At 62.6% G+C, this 20664-nt stretch carries 25 protein-coding genes; 9 read left to right on the top strand and 16 right to left on the bottom strand.

The features are described 5' to 3' along the window. Window positions 1–62: 62 nt before the first annotated feature. From ACEWFR_RS08045 to ACEWFR_RS08035, 3 genes are all read right to left on the bottom strand, one after another. Window positions 63–485, bottom strand: a complete 423-nt coding sequence (locus ACEWFR_RS08045; protein WP_374060538.1) for an SHOCT domain-containing protein — start codon at window positions 483–485, stop codon at window positions 63–65. Between the two features lie 102 nt (window positions 486–587). Then, complete coding sequence (locus ACEWFR_RS08040) at window positions 588–932, bottom strand: hypothetical protein (protein WP_374060537.1); 345 nt, start codon at window positions 930–932, stop codon at window positions 588–590. Window positions 933–986: 54 nt separating this feature from the next. Continuing rightward, entirely contained in the window at window positions 987–1265 is a 279-nt protein-coding gene (locus tag ACEWFR_RS08035) for a hypothetical protein (RefSeq protein ID WP_374060536.1), read from the bottom strand. Window positions 1266–1794: 529 nt separating this feature from the next. Between ACEWFR_RS08035 and ACEWFR_RS08030 the strand changes: the two genes are divergently transcribed. Together ACEWFR_RS08030 and ACEWFR_RS08025 are read left to right on the top strand one after the other, a co-directional pair. Further along, window positions 1795–2196, top strand: a complete 402-nt coding sequence (locus tag ACEWFR_RS08030) for a 30S ribosomal protein S6e (protein WP_374060535.1) — start codon at window positions 1795–1797, stop codon at window positions 2194–2196. A gap of 27 nt (window positions 2197–2223) precedes the next feature. Then, entirely contained in the window at window positions 2224–2661 is a 438-nt protein-coding gene (locus ACEWFR_RS08025; RefSeq protein WP_374060534.1) for a hypothetical protein, read from the top strand. A 246-nt stretch (window positions 2662–2907) separates the two neighbouring features. On the opposite strand, the gene ACEWFR_RS08020 is transcribed toward ACEWFR_RS08025, so the two are convergent. The 8 genes from ACEWFR_RS08020 to ACEWFR_RS07985 form a co-directional block, all read right to left on the bottom strand. Beyond that, complete coding sequence (locus tag ACEWFR_RS08020; protein ID WP_374060533.1) at window positions 2908–3408, bottom strand: PadR family transcriptional regulator; 501 nt, start codon at window positions 3406–3408, stop codon at window positions 2908–2910. Between the two features lie 340 nt (window positions 3409–3748). After that, window positions 3749–4210, bottom strand: coding sequence for a FlaD/FlaE family flagellar protein (locus ACEWFR_RS08015; RefSeq protein WP_098725519.1), 462 nt, complete (start codon window positions 4208–4210; stop codon window positions 3749–3751). A 176-nt stretch (window positions 4211–4386) separates the two neighbouring features. Further along, the gene (flaJ, locus tag ACEWFR_RS08010) at window positions 4387–6114 is read right to left on the bottom strand and encodes an archaellar assembly protein FlaJ (protein WP_374060532.1); all 1728 of its coding nucleotides are present in this window, start codon (window positions 6112–6114) and stop codon (window positions 4387–4389) included. A 7-nt stretch (window positions 6115–6121) separates the two neighbouring features. Continuing rightward, window positions 6122–7801: a type II/IV secretion system ATPase subunit gene (locus ACEWFR_RS08005; RefSeq protein ID WP_374060531.1), complete on the bottom strand. Its 1680-nt coding sequence runs from the start codon at window positions 7799–7801 to the stop codon at window positions 6122–6124. Further along, window positions 7802–8530 (bottom strand): ATPase domain-containing protein, encoded by a 729-nt coding sequence (locus ACEWFR_RS08000; protein WP_374060530.1) that lies wholly within the window; start codon window positions 8528–8530, stop codon window positions 7802–7804. Further along, the gene (locus tag ACEWFR_RS07995) at window positions 8527–8991 is read right to left on the bottom strand and encodes a flagellar protein G (RefSeq protein WP_374060529.1); all 465 of its coding nucleotides are present in this window, start codon (window positions 8989–8991) and stop codon (window positions 8527–8529) included. Before ACEWFR_RS07995 ends, ACEWFR_RS08000 begins: the two co-directional genes overlap by 4 nt. A gap of 3 nt (window positions 8992–8994) precedes the next feature. After that, window positions 8995–9444: a flagellin gene (locus tag ACEWFR_RS07990; RefSeq protein ID WP_374060528.1), complete on the bottom strand. Its 450-nt coding sequence runs from the start codon at window positions 9442–9444 to the stop codon at window positions 8995–8997. 38 nt (window positions 9445–9482) lie between these two features. Continuing rightward, window positions 9483–10598: a FlaD/FlaE family flagellar protein gene (locus ACEWFR_RS07985; RefSeq protein ID WP_374060527.1), complete on the bottom strand. Its 1116-nt coding sequence runs from the start codon at window positions 10596–10598 to the stop codon at window positions 9483–9485. Between the two features lie 417 nt (window positions 10599–11015). Between ACEWFR_RS07985 and ACEWFR_RS07980 the strand changes: the two genes are divergently transcribed. The 5 genes from ACEWFR_RS07980 to ACEWFR_RS07960 all read left to right on the top strand — a co-directional run bounded on the left by ACEWFR_RS07980 (window position 11016) and on the right by ACEWFR_RS07960 (window position 14265). After that, window positions 11016–11633, top strand: a complete 618-nt coding sequence (locus ACEWFR_RS07980; protein ID WP_374060525.1) for an archaellin/type IV pilin N-terminal domain-containing protein — start codon at window positions 11016–11018, stop codon at window positions 11631–11633. Window positions 11634–11636: 3 nt separating this feature from the next. Continuing rightward, window positions 11637–12293, top strand: coding sequence for an archaellin/type IV pilin N-terminal domain-containing protein (locus ACEWFR_RS07975; RefSeq protein ID WP_374060524.1), 657 nt, complete (start codon window positions 11637–11639; stop codon window positions 12291–12293). Between the two features lie 25 nt (window positions 12294–12318). Beyond that, a complete protein-coding gene (locus ACEWFR_RS07970) occupies window positions 12319–12765 on the top strand; it encodes a hypothetical protein (RefSeq protein ID WP_374060523.1) in 447 nt (148 codons plus the stop codon). Window positions 12766–13008: 243 nt separating this feature from the next. Further along, window positions 13009–13443, top strand: coding sequence for a DUF5807 family protein (locus ACEWFR_RS07965; RefSeq protein WP_374060522.1), 435 nt, complete (start codon window positions 13009–13011; stop codon window positions 13441–13443). A gap of 126 nt (window positions 13444–13569) precedes the next feature. After that, complete coding sequence (locus ACEWFR_RS07960; RefSeq protein ID WP_374060521.1) at window positions 13570–14265, top strand: hypothetical protein; 696 nt, start codon at window positions 13570–13572, stop codon at window positions 14263–14265. A 315-nt stretch (window positions 14266–14580) separates the two neighbouring features. Here ACEWFR_RS07960 and ACEWFR_RS07955 read toward each other — a convergent pair whose 3' ends face one another. Both ACEWFR_RS07955 and ACEWFR_RS07950 read right to left on the bottom strand, forming a co-directional pair. Continuing rightward, window positions 14581–15864, bottom strand: coding sequence for a DHH family phosphoesterase (locus ACEWFR_RS07955; RefSeq protein WP_374060520.1), 1284 nt, complete (start codon window positions 15862–15864; stop codon window positions 14581–14583). A 77-nt stretch (window positions 15865–15941) separates the two neighbouring features. Then, window positions 15942–16415: a universal stress protein gene (locus ACEWFR_RS07950; protein ID WP_374060519.1), complete on the bottom strand. Its 474-nt coding sequence runs from the start codon at window positions 16413–16415 to the stop codon at window positions 15942–15944. Window positions 16416–16615: 200 nt separating this feature from the next. On the opposite strand from ACEWFR_RS07950, the gene ACEWFR_RS07945 reads away from it, so the two are divergent. Further along, entirely contained in the window at window positions 16616–17074 is a 459-nt protein-coding gene (locus ACEWFR_RS07945) for a universal stress protein (RefSeq protein WP_374060518.1), read from the top strand. 125 nt (window positions 17075–17199) lie between these two features. On the opposite strand, the gene ACEWFR_RS07940 is transcribed toward ACEWFR_RS07945, so the two are convergent. Together ACEWFR_RS07940 and ACEWFR_RS07935 are read right to left on the bottom strand one after the other, a co-directional pair. Then, window positions 17200–17775, bottom strand: a complete 576-nt coding sequence (locus ACEWFR_RS07940) for an N-acetyltransferase family protein (RefSeq protein WP_374060517.1) — start codon at window positions 17773–17775, stop codon at window positions 17200–17202. A gap of 2 nt (window positions 17776–17777) precedes the next feature. Next, window positions 17778–18149 (bottom strand): universal stress protein, encoded by a 372-nt coding sequence (locus tag ACEWFR_RS07935; protein WP_374060516.1) that lies wholly within the window; start codon window positions 18147–18149, stop codon window positions 17778–17780. A gap of 145 nt (window positions 18150–18294) precedes the next feature. Between ACEWFR_RS07935 and ACEWFR_RS07930 the strand changes: the two genes are divergently transcribed. Then, entirely contained in the window at window positions 18295–19734 is a 1440-nt protein-coding gene (locus ACEWFR_RS07930; RefSeq protein ID WP_374060515.1) for an ATP-binding protein, read from the top strand. 511 nt (window positions 19735–20245) lie between these two features. Here the strand turns inward: ACEWFR_RS07930 and ACEWFR_RS07925 are convergent. Next, the gene (locus ACEWFR_RS07925) at window positions 20246–20662 is read right to left on the bottom strand and encodes a universal stress protein (RefSeq protein ID WP_374060514.1); all 417 of its coding nucleotides are present in this window, start codon (window positions 20660–20662) and stop codon (window positions 20246–20248) included. Window positions 20663–20664 lie beyond the last annotated feature (2 nt).

The raw sequence follows: 20664 nt of genomic DNA, 5'->3' as shown, positions 1-20664 counted from the left end.
AACGAGAACTGGGAGTCGCGATAGCGATCCCGGTACCGGTGCCAGCGAGTCCGGAGTCGGCATCAGTGATCTCGGAGTCGATGTCGGTCGCCCGATGGTCGTCGAGAACTCGAGCGATCGGCATCCGTTCGACTGCGTCGCTCGTCCGGTCCGAGGACGCGCTCGAGTTCTCGTTCGAACTCGTCGTCATCGAGTTCGCCGTCGACGTACCGAGAGCGAACCCTATCCTCGGGGGCGGTCCGGTCGTCGGACCGCTGTGGTGGACGCGCGTCGTCTTCGGCGGCTGAATCGCCACTGAACACTGAAAATAGCCCGACGATCGCCAGGACGAACAGGCCCAAGACGGTGAGCGAGACGATCACCGAGAGAACGGCGACGACGAGGGAGAGCGCGATACCGACGATCGTTCCGACGACGCTCAGCGCGATGAGCGCGAGTACGAGTACGCCGATTCCCTGGAACAGGATGGAACTGAGGCGTCCCATACGCACCGTTCGTCGGATGTGCACAAAAACCACTCGGGGCCGCAGACGGCAATAATCGCGACGCTGTGACTTTCTTTCGAGTCGACCGTTCGCGAAGCGGTATCAGGAGCTGTTCGATCGAAGATCGTTCGCATCGGCCCGCCGTGCGTCGGTCCGTTCGGTCAGTCCGATGAGATAGACGTCGAGGAGACAGATCAACAGGATCGCGAGCGGCACGGCGACGTCGGTAAAGCGCACCGCGTCGAACTGCAGCGCCGTCACGACGAACGGCTCGCCCGGTTCGAACGCGCCCGACAGCGATCTCGCGCTCAGGAACGCGATCGCGAGGCCGTAGCAGACGAACCAGATCCCGGCGCGTTTCCACCGACCGAGGTAACAGTGGCCGAGGCCGGCGACGAGCGCTGACAGCGGATACGCCGGCCAGACTGGCCGTGACAGCTCGCTCATTGAGAGCCACTTACGTCGTGGAAGACAATCCGTGTTGTCCTTTCGACCGAGTGGTTATTTCCGATACCGCTGGATCCCGAACCGGCCGTAGCCACCGTACGCGACCTCGAGCGAGCCGATCCACCAGTTCCACCGCTCGGGTGGGGTGCCGTCGGGGGCGTCAGAGAGCTCGTCGATGACGATATCGTTCGTCAGCGTTACACCGATATCACCCTCGTACTGGTTGGAATCCGCGAGATCGACGGCCTGTCGAACGACGACGCGTGACTGCCCCATCGTTCCGCCGAACTCCTCGCGCAGGCGGATCTCGAGTCGTCCGGGATCGATGAACACGGCTACTCGTAGGGGGTCGGGGTACTTGACTGTTCGAGCGATTGAACGCTGAAACGCCAACGCTGAAACGCCGCTGGCTCGAGTGGCCAGGCGGACGGCTCGAGCAACGCGAGAGCCGTCTAACCCAGGGGAGGGCAGGCGGTTACCCAGTACCGACCGCGAGCGAAGCCGTGCGCGGCGCTACGCGCCGCGAACAGTCGAACGGCCGAAGGCCGTGAGACGGGGTGAGCGAGCGGGCCGACGACTGACCCAGAAGCCGCGCTTGGCGCGGCTGGCGGGGAAGGAGGTGTGTCTTCGTGAACGGAGTGAACGAAGGCTCGGAAGTCGCAGCCCGCGAACGAAGTGAGCAGGAACGTCTTCCGTTGCTTTTCATCGAAGTTTTGCCGAGGGCGCGGCTCTGCCGCGCCCGTGGTTCGAAAGGCGCTTTGCGCCTTTCGTCATCACGAGAGAGCTTTGCTCTCTCGAACGACAGCGCAAAAGTTCGGTCCCGATCGATGATCTTTTGAGCGACGGCCGTCTTCCGTCGGGCATGGCAAGTTTCACGGTCGTTGTCGGCGACCCCGAATCCGGGTCGTCCTATCAGCTCGAGGCAGAGGAACAGGACGCGAACCGATTCATGGGCAAGTCGATCGGCGAGGAGGTCGACGGCGGCTCGGTCGGTCTCGACGGCTACACGCTCGAGATCACTGGCGGCTCCGACGAGGCGGGCCGTCCACTCAACGGCGAGGTTTCCGGGCCGAACCTGACGCAAGTGCTAATGACCGGCCGGCAGACGGGCTACCGTCCAGACCGTGACGGCGAGCGCCGGCGGATCACGGTTCGCGGGAGCGAGATTTCCGACGCCGTCGCGCAGGTCAACGCCTCGATCGCCGAGCGCGGGAGCACCGACGTCGACGACCTCCTCGGCGAGGGCGGCGACGACGACGAGTAATCGCGGCGATTCCTTCAATTCATTTTTATGGGAGACAGAATTGCGAGCGACCATTCCTCGGTGAAGGCGGTCCGGTCGACGTGTACCGAGACGGCGACCGGCGTCAGACTCGAGGTGCCAGCCGACGAACGCGGTGCGTTTCCGACCGACGAGGTTGTCCGGGTCGCCCTCGACGGCGAGGAACTGTTCGCGCGAGTCGAGCGGGCGCTGACGGGCGACGACCTGTTGATTCCGGGCGTCTACGAGACGCCGGACGAGGCCCGAGACCCCAGCGGCGCGACCGACCGCCTCTCGGAGTGGACCGCCGAGAACGATATTCCGGCGGGGGGCTCGGTGCTGGTCGACGTCGTCGAATCCGAGTTTCTCTACGGCCTTCGCGCACCCGGCGAGACGACCTATTACGACGCGCGAGAGCCGCCAAGCGATAGCCTGAGCGAGATCGCGAAGGATCTCGAGGACCACTGATTTGCGAGCCCCCAGATCTCGGCGGTAGCCGGGTTTCGGCCGGGGAATATAGTAGTCACTGAACGTCACTACACACCTGATCGCACGACTGCGTTGCGATCAGTGTATCAATCGTTTCAGTGGCTACTATAGCGTTCTCACGACCGGGCCGACGCGGTTCCGTCGACTCGAGCCTGTCGGTGACGGCGCGATTTCGGGTTCGAGAACGCGATCGGGTTCAACTCGAGCGCGGAAAACGGGAGCGCCTTAGAGTCGCGGCAGAAACGCGTACAGCAGCAGGCCGAAGGCGAGGTGCTGTACCATCGTCCGCTCGACGGTCGCACGGACGTACTCCTCGTCGGCGATCGAGTACTCCTTGGTTCTGACCTTGGCGTGCATCGAGAGCACGTCCTCCTCCTCTAAGTTGTGGAGGCTCGGATAGACGGTGCCCGGACTGAGCTGGGCGCCGAAGAGGTGGGTGAGATCCGAGAGGAGCTCTTTCCCGTGTGTTTCTTCGTGGAGCGCGATGAGCATCAGGAGGATTTCGTCTAAGTTCTCCTTGATGATGTCCTCGTCGAACTGGACCTCGTCGGTCGGGAGCGCGCTGTTTACCTGCGCCATCAGTTCGTCGAGTTCGCGTTCGACGTCTCTGGTCGCATCGTCGGCCGATCCGAGCGAGATATCGTACGATTCCGACTGGTTGTCCGCAGTCGCCGCTCTCGACAACTCGTCGAGCACGGATTCGGTATTTGGAGTGTCCTCACGCATTGACGATCACCTATGGGGGTACGTGATGTGGACCGTTCCGCAGCCGCCGACCACGCACTGTCGCCGGATGATCGGTGACGGCCCCACTCACGACTACTGAGTCCCTGACACTGATCCGTATTAAGAGACAGGGAAGTGAATGGTGTCGAATATAGATAAATCAACTTTCCGTGAATGATAGAATAACTATCCAATCATGGACTCTCCGGATACTAGTCCGTGTGGGGTGGAGAAAAGAAACAAGTGGTCGTGAATTACTTATAAATACATTTGTCTGTAGGATTCTGGGTACCAGTTCGAATCCAATGATAAGTGTTGTGGCCAAAAGCCAAATGTATGCTCAGTGGTGTGATGGCCCGTCACGGATGATGCTTACCATCTCGTTCGGTTCGTCGCCGTCGTCCTCGTCATCATCGATTCGCCGTTCGACTCGCCGCTCGGCCATCCGTGCGACCATCACGTGTTCCTCGAGGTCGTCGCCCCGGATCTTCGCGATGTACTCGAGGGTCTGAGCGTGGGCGCTGAAGAGCGTCCCGCTCAGGGATTCGAGGGGATACTCGAGCGTCGTCGGTTCGTCGTAGCGTTTGTTGTGGATCTCCCCGAGTGAGAGTCCGCGAAGGTACGAGGTCATCTGCTCGCGGACGAGTGGACTGATCCAGCCCAGGTCCTCGTAGTACCGCAGGCAGTTCAGCGCGCCCGTCGTGCCGAAGGTCTCGCCGAGAAAGCGAGCCCACTGGATGGTGGCGTTGGTTCGCCCGGCCGATCGCTCGAGCGTCTGGAGATATGGTTTTTGATCTGGCATGGATGGCTGGTGTCGCCGATCTACTGTAATGCAGTCGTCCGCTACTCAAGAACATTCACGTCATTACGAACGGTGAGTCGTCGTCGCTACCGGATCGAAGGCTGCTGGATTGCGAGCGATCGGGGTGAGTCGATCGATGGCCAGTCGTCCGTCGGGGGTGACGAGTCCGAACGCTGCTACACGCTGATAGCCATCCCGACGACGTACTCCGTGATGACCGCGATCACGGCACCGAGCCATGTCAGGAAGACGAAGTGAACCAGCGCGCTGATAATGTGGCCGCGGTCGGTGAGTCGAATCATGATCGCCGAGAGCGCGGCGTTGATGACGATCGTCAGGAGCAACAGGTACTCGATCATCTGAATGTCGTATTGCTCGGTACTGAGCAGCCCCTCGGTGAAACTGCCCTGGCTCTGGAGGTCCATCCCGCTCGTGATATTCATCATGATCTCGACGACCTCGAGGCCGACGAAAAACGAGAAGACAGCCGCGGCGGTGATGCCGTAGAGAACGCCGATCAGGGTCATCGTCGCCTGATCCCGTTGCTCGCGGACTTTGAGCACTTCGTTCTGGTTCTCGCTGATGACCTGCCCGAGGACTTTCGGATCGCCCCCCATCTGGCGACCGACGACGTACATGTCACCGAACTTTTGGATGAGATAGGAGCCGGTCTCCGCCGCGAACAGCCGCCACGAGCGGATGTCGTCGATCCGCATGTTGAGCCGCTTGTACAGCGCGTCGACGTTGTCGGTCAACGCCCCGAAGTCCTTGCGCCGGAGGCTCTCGAGGACGCTCCCGGTCGAGGTCTGTTTGACGCTCTCGACGGCACCGAGCGCGCGGATGAAGCTGGGGAACTCCCCGTCGCGGACCTTGACTTTCTGTTCTTCCTGTCGCATCCGCCACCCGGGGAGGAGCAGCGGCGTTACGGGGATCGCGACCATAATCGGTAGCGGGACGCGGCTGGCGATCCCCGGCACGATCCCGAAGAGGGCTAGTCCCATCACGACGGCGAGGAGGATGCTACAGCCGATACCGATCGCGAGCGCTCGCGGAATCCGGGTGAGCGGACCGGTCCCTTCCGTCTCCTCGATATACCAGAGGGGATCGTACGGCGAGATGACGTGGACCGCGTAGATGAACGCGACCTGGACGATCGTGAACATGGCGATGGTGCCGCCGATCAACAGCGTCGGGCTCGTTCCGGTCAGGATCGGCAGCACGATCGCGAACACGAGGATGAACGCCACCGACAGCATCATCGACATGTACAGCTCCTTCATCACGTCGAGTTTCCCCAGGTCCGCCTCGTATCGGGTAACGAACTGCTGGATGATCGTGTCCTGTTCGTCGATCAGGAACTCGCTGATCTGCTGGCCGCCGCCGACCGTGTACGCCAGCCGCTCGAGGAAATCTGTCAGGAGCGGACTCGTCGTCTGTTTGGCGCGGAGCCGACAGGCGTCGTCGAGACTCTGGTTCCAGGTGTCGACCATCGCGACGAGATGTCCCATCTCCTCGGCTAAGGCATCGTACTCGTCTTCCTCCGCGAGGGTGCGGAAGATCTCGACGCGGTTGATGTTCGTCATCGAGAGGACGGTGATGTGGGTCAAAAAGAGGTGAAAGCGCTGGCGAATCTGCTTGCGCTTTCGGTCCTGGGCCAGCTTGGGGTAGATGATCGCGACGACCATCGCCAGCAGCCCCAGGAGGACGACCGGGAGGGCGATCAGCAGCGAGAGTCCGAGCACGACGACCGCGACGCCGCTCCCGATGAAAAACGCGAACGCGGGCGCGATGACGAGCAGGAGATACCGCGAGGCACCCATCTCCATGTTCGCGTACGCCATGTTGAGCGACTCGAGGGCCGATCGAGTGCTCATATCGGGCGCGGACTGAGAGTCTGTTGACATAGTGATCTCAGGCGAACTGATCGATGCCGCTGATCCGGATGGGCAGCCCCTCGAGGCCGTCGCGATGGAAGCCAGCGATCGCGTCGTTGACCTCGTGGTAGCCCAGCACGTCGGCATCGATGAGCTGGCGGATGATCTCCGCCCGACGGTCGAGTTCGTCGTAGATCTTCCGGGTGTCCTGGTAGCCCAGCAGCGTCGCGATCTGTTCCTCGAGGACGTAGGAGTTGTTGCGACCCGTAAAGGCGACCTCGTCGTCGCGGGGGTCCCACTTGAACGCCTGCCGGGTGACGACACCACCCTCGTAGTCGGAGTAGCCCTCGATCTCCTGAACCGAGGTCACCCGCCTGAGGACGTCATCGCCCTGTTTCACCCGGTTCTGGAACAGCGCGACGTCGCAGTTGTCCATGAACGTCTCGGGGACGTTGATCGGCGCGCCGGTAAAGCGCTGGATCATCGAGACGATGTCGCTGGCGTGGAAGGTCAGCATGACGGGGTGGCCGGTCTGGGCCGCCTGGAACGCCATCTGCCCCTCCGCCCCGCGGACCTCACCCACGATGATGTAGTCCGGCCGCGATCGGAGCGCTGCTGCGACCAGGTCGAACATGTCCACGTCGGCCGACTCGTCGCCCGATCCCTCGCGGGTGAGCAGCTGCTGCCAGGTATTGTGTGGCGGAATGACCTCAGAGGTGTCCTCCGCCGTGTAGATCTTCGCGTCGCGCGGAATGAACGACAGCGCCGCGTTCAGCGTCGTCGTCTTTCCCGAAGCCGTTTCGCCGACGACGAACACGGTCTGTTCGTTCTCGAGACAGAGCCAGAGGTACGCGGCCAGTTCCGGGGAAATCGTCCCCCACTTCGTGATCTGAAAGACCGACAGCGGGATCTCCTCGCCCTGTCGGATGGTCATCGAGGGCCCCTGGACGGAGACGTCGTCGGAGTAGATGATGTTGATACGCGAGCCGCCGGGCAGCGTCGCGTCGATGATCGGATCGGAATCGCTGATCGGGTGGTTCATCCGCTCGCCCATGTTCCGGAGCCACTGCTCGAACTCCTCGGGCGTCCCGAAGTCGACGGTGGCCGAGATCATGCCGTACGTGCCGTGATCGAGGTAACACTGCTTCGGACCGATGACGTGGATGTCCTCGTTGGCCGTGTCGGCCATCACCGGTTCCAGCGGGCCGAGGCCGACGATATCGCGCTGGAGCTGGTAGCGCAACCGGGTGAACTGATCCTGCGAGAGCGAGACCTTGCTGGTGCCCAAGGACTTGAGTCGACCGATCGACTGGCCGGTGATCCCGGACGTGATTTCGACGACTTCGTCCAGGAGTTCGTCCAGGTGCTCCTCGAACTCCTCGTTGTCGCCCGGTGCGGGTCGGGTCACGCTCTTGTCGAGGATCCGCTGGCGAATCCGGTCGTACAGCGCCTTATCCTCGTCCTCGAGGGTCGGCTCGACGCAGTAGTAAGTGGTGTCGATCCCCATATCGCCGTAGACGTGACAGAAGATCGGTGCTTCGGCTTCGTAGATGACGTTCGGCCGGTCCGATTCCCACTCCTCGGACGGTTCGTCGATGAGTTTCGGGTACTCGCCGTACTCCTCGTGGAACCACTCGAGGTGTTCCCGCAGGTGGGGGTGCTCGTCGGCCAATGCGTCGAGTTCGTTCTCGAGTCGTGCGCTCCCGAAGTCGGACATTTAGGCCACCGTCCTGCTAACGATCGAGATTCCCCGTCCCTGCTGGACGCTGAATCCGATGGAGTCGTCGACCGGACTCTTCATGTTCTGAAACCGCCGGACCAGAACCTTTCGTCTGATCTCCTGACCGACCGTGTTCGTCTCGATCTGGAAGTAGATGTCGGCCACGTTTCGCAGCGGTCGCAACGCGTCGTCGCGGACGCTCGTCGGATCGACCGTCAGCACGACCGATTTGTCCTTCATCGTCATCTGGCGCAGGAACGTGACGAGCCGTTGAATGACGTGGTCCTCGTCGCCCGCTTCGATGACGCCCTCGTAGTTGGGATCGTTCCGCAACAGCGCTGAGAGGGTATCGACGAAGACCACGTCGGCCTTCCAGAGCGTCTCCGCGCTCGCGAGTCGCGCGAGGAGCTGGCGTTCTTGCCCCTCGTCGTGGGTGTCGATGTTCGCGTGCAAGAACAGCAACTGTTCGTCCAACAGCAGATCGACTACGTCGTAGGACAGCGAGTGCATCTGCTGGACGAACTCCCAGGACTCGAGTTCCGTGGAGATGTAGGTGACGTAGGCGTCCTCGGAGGCGATCCCGTAGGAAAAGCGCTGGGAAAGGGCGCTTTTGCCCGCGCCGTCTTGGCCTTCGATGAGCATGATGCTCCCGGCTGGAATCCCGCCGCCGATCGCTGTGTTCACGCGGTCCTGATCGGTCAGCCCGATGGAGTAGTAGTCAGTCATGGTTGGACGTAGAATTCGAACACCTCCTCCGCACCGTTGACGGTCACGCTAACCCGGTGCTCCTCGCCCGTCGCGAGCGACCGGTCAATCTCGAGTTCGGCGACCGTTCCGTCCCGCCAGGGGCCGCCGTCCGTGACCGCGACGGTAAACTCATCGCTCGAGACGTACGAGCCGTCGACCAGCACGTCGAGTACGGTGCTGTCGGCCGTGAGTGTCTTTCGGCCCGTGTTCTTCACGAGGAGCGTGATGTTCTCTGCGCCGCTCGAGTTGTACACCGCGTGGCTTCCCGGATCGCTGATGATCTCGATGTCGGTATCGATTTTGTCCGTCATGTCGCCGCTCTGGCTGTCGACCGAGTTGGTGAGATCGTTGACGTTGGTCACCAGCGTGCCGGCGACGCCGGCGGCGACCAACATCGCGGCGATGAACAGGATTAGCGTCGAAACGGAGTCACCGGCCATGGTTCACCCTCCGACCTCCGTTACCGTCTCGGCGATTCCGTGTTCGGTCACCAGTTTTACCCTGTCCGGTTCGGGCGTCCTGTTGGCTACCGTCACGTGCAGCGTCTCGCCGGGCTGCCACAGCTCTCGTTCGGCGCTGCCCCCGATGCTCGTGGCATACGAGTCCCGCGTCTGGTAGACGCCGTCGACCAGCAGATCCGTCTCGGCGACCGAGAGCGTCGTCGAACCGGTGTTGTTCACGCTCATGGTGAAGTCGTTGTCGCCGCTCTCGTTGTAGCTCCACGAGTCGACCGCGATCGCCGTGTTTCGCATCGACAGCGTCCGATCGTCGCGGTCCTGAATCGCCGTCCGTCGCTCCTCTTGTGCCGAGTGAAAGACCGGATAGGCGATCCCCGCGGCGACCAGCACGCCGACGAAGATGATCGCCGTCGCGCCACTGGTACTGAACCCCACGCGCGATCACCGTCCTCCCTCAGTGCCCCGACGCATGGCTACTGCCCCCGTCCGGTATCCGGGCCGACTTCCCGTTTCGTCTCGTGAATCTCCTGGAGCTTCATGATGTACGTGTAGCTATCGGCGTGATCCTCGGCGGTCAGTTCCTCCGGCGTCATCTCCGGGTCGACGTGAACGTCGAGGTCGGGCCCGCTCAACATCGCCTCGAGGTGGTCTTTGACCTCGTCGTCGATCCAGCCGATCTCGGCGTAGTACGAAATCGCACGCAGCGTCGCCGCCGGCCCGGCCGTCCGGACCAGTTCGGTCAGCCACTCGAGGACGATGATATCCGTCGCGTACGTGTCCGCGAGCGACTCGAGAGTGACGTCCGACTCGTCGTCGGCCGCCGTTACGTCCGCCCCATCGGCGTCCGAACTCGGCTCCGAACTGGTGTCGTCGACGCTCTCGGTCGCCTGCACTTCGACGCGGGTGTCGTCGTCGCCCTCGTCCTCGTCGAACGTGATCGTCTCACCGCCGGTCTCGTCGGCGCCGTCGGACTGGGCCGCCGCGTCCTCGATAACTCCCTTGAGGTCGTCGAACGAGACCGTTTCCTCGCGCCCCGACGAGCTCGTTTCAGCCCGGAGTCCGGCCATCGACTCACTCCCGCCGTCGGTCGTCGCCTTGTCCTCGCCGAAGACGCCGAACCCGTTTCGCTCCTCACCAGCGCCGGTAAACGGGTTCACGTCGTCGGTCAACATGTCGTACACGCCGAGCAGTTGTCGGACCGTGTCGTTCATCTCCTCGACCTGGTCCGCGACCTGCTGCTGGGAGTCCTGCACCGTGCCCAGCGTCGACTCCTTGCTCTCGAGTTCCTCCTCGAGTTCCTCAATCCGGTAGAAGAGGTCGTCGAAATCGTCTTCGTCGCCGCTCGAGCCCTTTCCGCGACCAAACAGTCCGCCACTGCTCTTCTCGTCGGTATCGGACTCGGTCGGTTCCTCGTCGTCCGTGGATTCCACGTCGGACTCGCCTCCCGATTGTGCGGTCGCCCCCCCAGCGTCGTCGGTGCCGTCGTCGCGCTGTTGGCGTTGTTGCTCGCGCTCGCGCCCCCGACGGCCGCCGCTGTCGCTGAGGAAGTCTTCGATGAGGCTCCGCAGGGAGGCGAGTCCGAAATCCATCTTAGCTCCGCGAGCCCGTCACTCGGCTCGTCACCTGCCGCCGGAGGTGGTCTTCGCCGTCGGACGATACGGTCATACTACTCCCCAGTAGCGAGGGCGGTCCTAAAGGTGTACGCTCGAGTTCGTCCCGCGTTTCGAGTCGTGAGTCGAGTTTCGATACGTCGACTGAACTGATACTGAGGTTGATACTCCGACTAGTCTTTGTCTTCGCCGGGGTACATCCCCAGAATCTGTGATGCCAACGACCTCGTCACACGTCTGCCTTCGACGGGACACCGATCGTGTTCCGTCGTCAGTCTCGCGGTGGGAGCGACGGGTTCGGCCCGTCGAGCTGGCAGATGGTGTCCGCGCGGACGGCTCGTGTCGCGATGACGATGACACGATGCAGACGAGGACGGCACGCAGGGTGTACACATAATGTTCGAAGCAATAACAGACTACGATAACGACGACCGCGGTCAGGTCGGGATCGGGACGCTCATCGTGTTTATCGCGATGGTCCTGGTCGCGGCGATTGCAGCAGGAGTACTGATTAACACGGCTGGTGTTTTGCAGAGCCAAGCATCCGATACTGGCTCCGAAACTCAGCAGGAGGTCGCGAACCAGATCGACGTGGTTCACGCAGTCGGTAACGTTTCGCAGTCTCCCCAAGCAGTCGATCATCTCAACCTGACGATTAAGAAGTCTGCTGGATCCGAGGCGATCGATATCACCTCGATGACGGTCCAGTACACGAGTGACGACACCGATCAGGCACTTACGTACAATGAGACTGATGCTAGTGCGACAGCAGTTGACGCAGCAGACGCTGGGAATTTCTCTACGTCCGCAATCAACGGCTACGATGATGAATCGCTCACTAACACTGAACACCGCATTAGGCTCACCATCGATACCGCCGACATCGAAGACAGTGACGGACTTGACGGTGGAGACAGCGCAACGCTCAAACTCATTGACCAATCTGGTGCTCAGTATACCTACGGTGTGAGTATTCCGAACACGTTCGGTGACAAAGAAGTGGTGGAGGTCTAACTAATGTTCGAAAAATTGCAGCTTGATGATGACAGTCGTGGGCAGGTCGGTATCGGTACGCTAATTGTGTTTATTGCGATGGTTCTCGTCGCAGCGATCGCGGCAGGGGTACTGATTAATACGGCTGGTGTCTTGCAGAGCCAAGCATCCGATACTGGCTCCGAGACCCAGCAAGAAGTCGCGAATCAGATCGATGTCATTCACGCTGTCGGTTCCGTATATGAAGGTACCGCGGCTAATGATTCTGCCCTTAATAATTCCTATGTCGATACGGTTAATATGACGATCAAAAAATCGGCCGGATCTGAAGCGATTGATCTCACATCGATGACGGTCCAGTACACGAGTAACAAAGAGGACGTCTCACTCACATACGATGACGGTAGCGTTTCGGGCGCTAACGCTGAAAATTTCACAACTCATTCCATAACAGACAGCTCCAATGAATCGCTAACTAACACTGAAGAGCGAGTCAAACTAGAAATTAACACCGGTGCAATTGAAGATGATGTTGATAATAGCGACAATGATCCTCGGTCCGTCGGGCTTCCAGCCGGCGAGAGTGTGACGATTAAACTCATCGACCAGTCCGGTGCGCAGTACACCTACGGTGTGAGTCTGCCGAACACCTTCGGTGACAAGAGCATCGTCGAGGTCTAACCACCTCACCGACGATTGACACACAATGACCCCCGATCCATCCGAAGACGACGGCGTTCTCTCCCCCGACGAGCTGCAGTTAGACGACGATCACGTCGACGAGTTGGGCGAGAACCGCTATCTCGTTCGATCGGAGGGGTCCGGTTCGAAGCGCGCGGCGATGTCGGCGGCCAGCGAGGTCGCGGACGCACTCCCAGCGGGCGACGAGCCCGCAGGGGACGCTCGCAGCGAGCGCGACGATCACGATCGCACACACGCACACGATCACGCACTCGCCGACGCGCCGGAACCGCACGGGGTCGATATCACGCTGAAGACCGATGGGGAGGTCGCACACCACAGCGCGGCGTCACACGACGTTCGCGAGGTGTTCGTGGACCTACTGACATGGTATGCCGGCCAGCTCGACGACGACATGTCGCCCAGCGAGGCGCTGCAGGTCATGCTGGCCGCGTCAGATCTCGAGGTCTAATAGGGTCGATTGTACCGGTTTCCTGGAAAGACCGCACGTACGGTCGCGGTCATCCCGGAAATGACGTACAATCGAGCCTATGACTCGTCGAATCGTTCGCAAACCACAGGGAGTACCGCGGCGGTACATTTTTTATGCGGATCGACGCACACCAGTGACGAGTGAAACCCAAGCCGACGCCCTCGAGCCCGGCCGAAAATCCGAATACCGCCCTTTTTCCACCTCGAGCGTGAATCCGACGCCATGAGTGACCAACGCGAGGCGTTTCTGGCGGGCGAGCGACTCGAGGACGTGGCGCTGTTCCTGGCGGATTCCTACGTGTCGGACGAGCGCCTCGAGGAGTTCGGCGAGCGCGTCGACGACGGGACGCTGATCGTGATCGACGGCGAGCGCGGGCGGAACGCCTTCCAGGCGGCGACCGGCACCGGAGCGATGGAGTTCGCCAAATCTGCGATGAGCAACGAGGGGGAGATCGACGACGATCTGACGGGCGGGCACTGCCCCGACGCAGCGGCCGACGAGGAACACGAGATCCAGTTCGTCTTCGCGTTCGCCGAGGCGCAAAACGAGGAGGTCGGTGGCATCTACGCCGAGGGGGACGTCGTCCACGCCTACGCGCAGTGTACGTGCGGAACGGCGTTCTCGGATCGATGGAACGTGGGCGAGATGGACGGCTAGCGACATCGGAAGCGAACCGCAGAGGTGGCAGACGTAGCAGACGTAGCAGACGTGGCAGACGTAGCAGACGTGGATAGTCAGTAGTAGGCCGCAGTCTTTTGCGGCTCAGCGGCGTAGTAGGACGTAATGAGTTCGACCGAAACCCCGTACGAGACCGGCCGCGGGTTCGGTCTCTCGAGCCGCGAAGCCCGTGTAATCGGCGGTGCGAGTGCTCTGATGGCGATCAACGTGGCGTTGATGTACGTCCTCGTGGTGACGCCGCTCGCGTCCGTCAACGAGTACCTGTTCTCGTTCCCGATCATCGGTGCGCTCGCTTACGGCGCAGCCATCATGGCCGGACAGGTAGTCGCCGAGCGTGGCGTCACGGGCGGGGACATGGGAATCGCGTTCGTCGGGATGGTCATTCTGCAATTGGCCTTCGGGGTCTTCGGAGCCGGCGTGCTTCGCTTCGCGCCTCGAGAGTCCCAGCTAACGATCCTCGCCGTGACGGCGGTCGTCGTGGCGCTGTTGACGGCCGTCATCTCTGCCTACGTCTACGCGCGGTCGAAGACGTTCGAGCACTGGGGGTCCTACGCCAACTACGCGTTCATCGGCGGCATCGTCGCGATTCTAATCGGGACCTTCGTCGCGCCGGTGTTGCTCGTGGGCTTCATCCTCATCTTCCTCGGCTTCCTGCTTCGGCTGGGCTGGGAGATCTGGAAGGTTCGCGACCAACGTAACGCGTCGGTCGCGCTCCAGACGATCGGCGTCTACATCGCCGTCGCCGGCGTCTTCGTTCACGTCCTGCAGCTGGTGATGCGGTACTTCGCATCGCGAGGGTGATTTTAATTGGTTTGCTCGAGCGTTCCCGACGGTTCGCTCGAGTGAATGGAAACGGAACCTGAGTGTTCTACTATCGTGGCAACACGGAATCGCCACACCCACCCCAGCCGATTCGCTCACGCCTGCGGCGTTCGCTCATCCCTCGCGCAACGTTGTCGACTGCCCTCGCTATCACTCGGGCAGTCGACGGCGCGCGCCACCGCATGCCAAGTAGTCGAAATAGTGCGGTACGCAGCCACCAATACTGGACGTTCAGAGCTAGTCGAGGTTCGACAATAGGGGACTTGATTCGGGATGCTCTACGAGCCGAGCCGATCAGTCCTCGCTTGCGTCCGTGTCCGCGTCGCCGTCGGCCGCCTCGTCCGCTTCGTCGACGACATCTCGGAACGCGTCGAGGATGACGCGTTTCGTCACGGCACCGCGGGTCGTCCAGTGGTTCGCGTAGTCGAGCATATCGTCGTAGATGTCGGGCTTGCAGCCCGCGGCCTTGGGGTGGCCGCCGCCGTTGACCTTCCCCGCGACCTCGTGGCACAGTTCGAACTCGTCGGTGCCCCGAATGGAGGCCGAGCCGGCGGGTTTGACGATCACCGAGGCGTCGGCTCCCTGCTCGCGCATCGTCTCGGCGACCTCGTTTTGTGAACAGCGGCCGTAGGTGATCCCGACCGTGTAGCCGCCGATTTCTCGAAGTTCCGCACGGCCGACCGCCTGATCGATGAGCGCCTCCTTCTCGACGCGGCGCTCGGCGATGTAGTCCGTGACCCACTCGGGCAGGTCGACGCCGTACTCGCGGACGACCTCGACGTACTCCGCGGGATCCGTCCAGTAGGCGTAGTCCGCGAGGTCGTCGCTGCGCGGGTCCTCGCGCAGCCAGAGGTCGTGGTCCCGGGTGACGGCCGCCAGTTCCTCGTACAGCGGGCTAAAGTCGTACTCGAGCGAGCGGTAGACCACGTCGGCGCTGCACTCCTCGTCGGAGTCGCCGACCACGAGGTCGACGCCGGCGTCGCGGACCGCCTTCGCCACGTCGTCGCCCCACTGGTGGTGGTCGTACCACGCGACGCTGTCGGCGGTCTCGAGTGCCGCGGCGAGCTCCGTTTCGACGTACTCGTAGCGGTCTGGCGCGAGGTCGCAGACGAAGATATCGATCCCCTCGTCGCCGAACTCGGCGACGCGAGCCAGCGCGTCCTCGACGTTGTGGGGGCTCGCTGGGATGAGCGCGATTTCGTGGGGCGTCGGTTCGGGCTCCTCGAGTGGCTCCTCGGCGTCGGCCGCCTCGATGACAACGTTCTGTTCGTCGGCGTCGTCCGTCGCGTCGGCGACCGGTTCCGGCTGGTCCCCGTCGTCATCATCTTCGGCCGCATCCTCGTCGGGTTCCGGCACGTTCTGCACGTCGCCGTAGGCCTCCCGGATGAGCGCGACGCAGGCCAGCCCGTCGGCGTCCGGGTCCGCGATAACCGCGACCTCGGCACCCTCGAGTGCGGCTGCAGTCTGCTGGTCCTCGAGGTCCTCCTCGAGCGTATCGGGCAGGAAGAAGCCGGTTCCCGGCAGTACCGATTTCCGGGCGAGCGACAGATCGCCGCTCTGAATGAGTTCGTCGTACATGGTACGTGCTGCGTGACCAGCGGGGAAGTAACCGCCGGTATCGTGAGACGGCGAAGGAGTGGCTGCCGCTGCTCAGATCAGGCGTCGGCGGTTTCCCCCTCGCCGGCGGCGTCGTCATCGTTGCCCGTCGGCTCGAATTGGCGCACCGTCAACACGGGGACGGGCGAGGTCCGGACGATCCGCTCGGCGACGCTGCCGAGCAGGAGGCGGTTCTCGCCGTGGCGACCGCGGGTCCCGGTCGCGACCACGTCGGCATCGACCTCGCGAGCGTACTCGCAGATCTCGATGGCGGGGCGGCCCTCGCGGATCTCGGTCGTCACTGCTCCCTCGGCGCGCTCCTCGACCGCGGTGATCGCGGCATCGGCGGTCGTCTCGAGGGCAGTGCGGAGCTCGTCCCGGAGCTGCTGGGGCGAGGCGTCGACCTCGCTGGCGTCGATCACCGAGAGGGCGTGGACGTCGGCCTCGAAGCGGTCCGCGAGATCGAGCGCGACGTCGACGGCCCGTTTCACGCTCTCGGAGCCGTCGGTGGCGACCACGACCGTATCGAACATATCGATGGATTGCGCTCGCGGTCGCTTAAACGTCCCTGTTCGGGCAGCGAGTTCGTTCGAGCGAGCTGAATCGCCTCGTTTGCGTGCGTACCAAACGCGATGGATCGGAGAACGGCCGATGGGATCTGAGTATCTTTCGGGCGGATCGAGGCGGCATTCGGTGGGGTGGCTTTTTTGTGACGGAACACCCACTGCCGCGTATGGACGCCAGCGAGCCGTTTACCGTCGACACCGTTCTCGCGCCGGTCGACGGCAGCGACGAGTCTGCCACCGCCGTCGAGTACGCCATCGCCGTCGCCGACCGCTACGACGCCGCCGTGCACGCGCTGTTCGTTCTCGGACGGGGCGTCGTTCGGGGATTAGACGTCGGAACGGTCGACGAAACCGATATCGCGGAGAATACGCAGGGGTTCTTCGACGACATCGGCGACATCGCCGAGGACGCTGGTGTTCCGATCGCCACGTCCGTTGACGACGGCTTTTCACAGACGCGAAAGACGCGCCACCCCGGCAATGTCGTCCTCGACACCGCCGACGACATCGACGCCGACTTCATCGTGCTCCCGCGCGAACCGGTGACCAGAGCCGAGGCGGAGGTCCTCGAGAAGGCAGCCGAATACGTCCTCTCCTACGCGAGCCAGCCGGTCCTCTCAGTGTAGCCGGACGGCTCGGCGATCGAGCGGTCCGCAGACGGACTGCTGTCCCGGGTTCCCGGCGCAAGCGACCATCCTGCGGACGGGCTGAAACCGATTGGCAGCGATCCGTCTCGGTCTGACGATCCGTCTCAGTCCTCTCCCTCGAGCAGGATCGCCATCTCCTGTTCGAAGCTCTTGGTCCCGGTCGCTTCGAACCCGACCCGTTCGTAGAGGGCGATCGCCGGATTGTTCCATCGTTCGACGGTCAGCCAGACGCGACTGATCCCGATGTCGCTTGCGTGGCCCAGCAGGTTCTCGAGCAAGAGCGTGCCGATGCCGGCCCGCTGGTAGGCCTGCAGGACGAATATCGCCAGCTCCCACTCGATCTCACTTTTCCGCTCGATCGCCGCCGGGTCGTCGGAGTCGGGGACGAGCATCGCGTGGCCGATCGCGTCGCCGTCGTGGCGGGCGACGACGTTGATGCTGTCTTCGCCGATCGTCTCGAGCCAGTTGCGGATGCGATCCTCGCCGGTCGGCGGAATCCCCTGGGCCCGATCGGAGGGATCGAACTCGAGGTACATGTCGACGACGTCGTCGAGCGCCTCGGTCGCGAACTCGTCCGGTGCGCGGACCTCGATCGAGCGACCCTCGCGGTCCTCGACGGTCGTCGGCGGCGAGGGGAACGGACCGGACGGTTCGTCCGGATACTGTCGCGTTCCGACCATGGTTATCGCACCAGCTTGACCGTCGTCGGGGCGTTCAACAGGACGAACTCCGTGATCGGGCCGAGCTGGATCTTCCCCATCGGGCTTAGGGTACCGCCGCCGATAACCAGCTGATCGAACTCGCCTTGTTCGGCGTAGTTGACGAGTGCGCTCCCGGGATCCCCCTCGAGTTTTTCGACTGTGATCTCGTCGAGTCCCACGTCCTTGAGGCGGTCGACGGCCATCTGGTACGTCTCGTCTTGCGAGCGTTTCGACTCGGGCTTGTCGACGATGACGACGGTGAGGTCGTCGCCGACATCCTGGGTTCGCTCGATGGTCTGTCGGAGCGTCTTCACCGACTCGTCGCTGCCGCCGAGACCCAGCAACACGTTCATACGGGTGATTGTGAGCCGATACACGAAAACGGTTGTGCTGATTTTCGGGTTCGAAACGCGGCCGCGGACCGTTTCGGGTGGAACTGTGTCGCATACGTTGCGCGTGACGACGCTGTTAAGAACGTGTAGTGAGTACGTTCACGGAATGAGTGATGCGGCGCTCGATGTCGTGGAGTTTCTGCTCACGACGAGCGTGTATTCGGATGACCGGACGTTAGACGAGAACGATCTCCCGCCGTCGTTTCGCCGCGTCTACTGGACCGGCGGCGTCGACGACGAGAGCGAGAGTGACGACGGGAGCGGCGGGAGCGGTGGAAGCACCCGGAAACCCGCCGGAATCAGTCGCCCGCTGTCGGTGACGACAAGCACGGCTCGCGAGGCAACCGGCGTCGGCCAGCCGTGGGATGCCGTCGCCGATCTGATGTTCACCGAGCGCGATGAGTTCTCCGGCACGATCACCCTCGCCCAGCGAGATATGGCCGAGGAGTGGTTCGTCGAACGCGTCGATGATGAGCGGCTGCTCGAGAACCCGACGCTGGCGAAACACTTCGCGGAGCACGAGACGTACGATGTCGACGTCACCCACGAGGAAGCTCGCGATCGAAACCGGCCGATTCAGGCCGATCGGGTCTGGATCGACGGGCTCCTCGACGAGTACTTCAACGAGGACGACGACGAGGAGATGCTCGACCTCGTGGAAGTCCGCGCCCCCGAGGAGGTCGAGATCACGCTCGACGACCTCGTCCTCACCCGGGACCAGGAGAACGAACTCGACAAGATCTCGAAGGCGATCGAACACCGAGACTACCTCGCGGATATCGGCCTGCGCGAGATCGGTAAACTGCTGTTCGTCGGCCCGCCGGGGACCGGGAAGACCTCGACGGCGCAGGCGCTGGCCCGGGACATGGACCTCCCCTTCGTCGAGGTCAAACTCTCGATGATCACCTCGCAGTATCTCGGTGAGACGGCCAAAAACGTCGACAAGACCTTCGAGGTCGCCAAACGGCTCTCGCCGTGTATCCTCTTCATCGACGAGTTCGACTTCGTCGCCAAAACCCGCCGCAGCGACGAACACGCCGCGCTCAAGCGCGCGGTCAACACGCTCCTCAAGAGCATCGATAACATCTCGCTCATCGATGACGACGTCCTGCTTATCGGGGCGACTAACCACCCTGACCAGTTAGACGACGCCGCCTGGCGGCGCTTCGACGAGATTATCAACTTCCCGAAGCCCGACTCCGGCATGCGGGCGGACATCCTCGGTCTCATTACTCGAACGATGGACATCGACGAGTTCGATCCCCACCTCATCGCCGAGGTCACCGAGGGACTGACCGGAAGCGACCTCCGAATGGTGCTCCGGGAGGCCGTCCTCGAGGCGCTGACCGAGGACCGCACGACGCTGACACAGGAGGACCTCCTCGACGCCGTCGAGGAGTTCGAGGAGCGCGATACCCTGAAGAACATGGACATGATGGGCGGCGACCACGACGCGCTCGTGGCCGGCGGGGACCTCGATGCGGCCAGTGACGGCGGTGAGCCGAGTGACCACTCGCACGATCACGACCACGACCACGATCACTGAGGACCGACTCGGACCGGGTCCGGTTCGATGTTCCCTGTTTTGTTCGGTAGTAGTGTTATTTGCGGGTTCTAACGAGAATTCCTAGACCGATCGTTCAGTAGCGGTGAGCTACGTATCGCAGAGACTGGGCAACCGTCTGCAGTGGCGCGCGCTGGGCCGCGGTGAGTCACTGACGAACCGCGGCGTAAAGCCGTGCGAGGCTTTCGCGAACTTCGTGAGTGACGGCTTGGAAGACGCTCGCGTCTTCCAGTGGATGAGCGAACGCTAGTGAGCGTTAGCGCGGAACCTCCGGTTCCGCGAACCATGCGAATAGTGCGAGACCGGAGGTCTCGCATACCATGCGAACGGCGGCGGAGCCGCCGTGAGCAGACGGGCGCGCAGCGCCCGTGAGCAGAAATCGGCTGGGGAGGGTGTGGCGATCCCCTGTTGCCACGATAGCAGGACGCTTCGTCTCACTCGTTCTCACTAGGCCTACTATTTCATTCACTGCGAATTGACCGACCCACAGCTCTCATCGAACGATCGTCACGGGCACGGGTGCCTGTCGAGCGACCCGTTCCGCGACGCTGCCGAGCAGGACCCTCGAGAAGCCGGTCCGGCCGTGGCTGCCGACGACGATCAGGTCGATCGCGTTCTCCGTCGCGTGGTCGACGATGGCGTCCGCCGGCTGCCCGACGACGACCGACGTGTCGATCGAACGACCGTGATCGGCCGCGCGAGCTTCGGCGTCTGCGAGCAACTCTTCCGCCTCCTCGCGCTGGCGCTCGAGCAGCGCCTCCGGTCCGAGGTGTGCAACCTCACCGTAGCCGCTGTCCGTGGGGTCGACGGCGTGGATGACCGTAATCTCGTCGTCGGCGTGTTCCGTACATGCGAACTCGAGTGCCGCCCATCCCGGCTCCGAGTCCTCGAGGGCGACTAGTAGGTGCATAC

It is taken from the genome of Natrinema sp. H-ect4, assembly GCF_041894845.1.
Lineage (GTDB): Archaea > Halobacteriota > Halobacteria > Halobacteriales > Natrialbaceae > Natrinema.
Note: the sequence above shows the minus strand (reverse complement) of the source record. Positions and strands in the feature narration are given on the sequence as shown.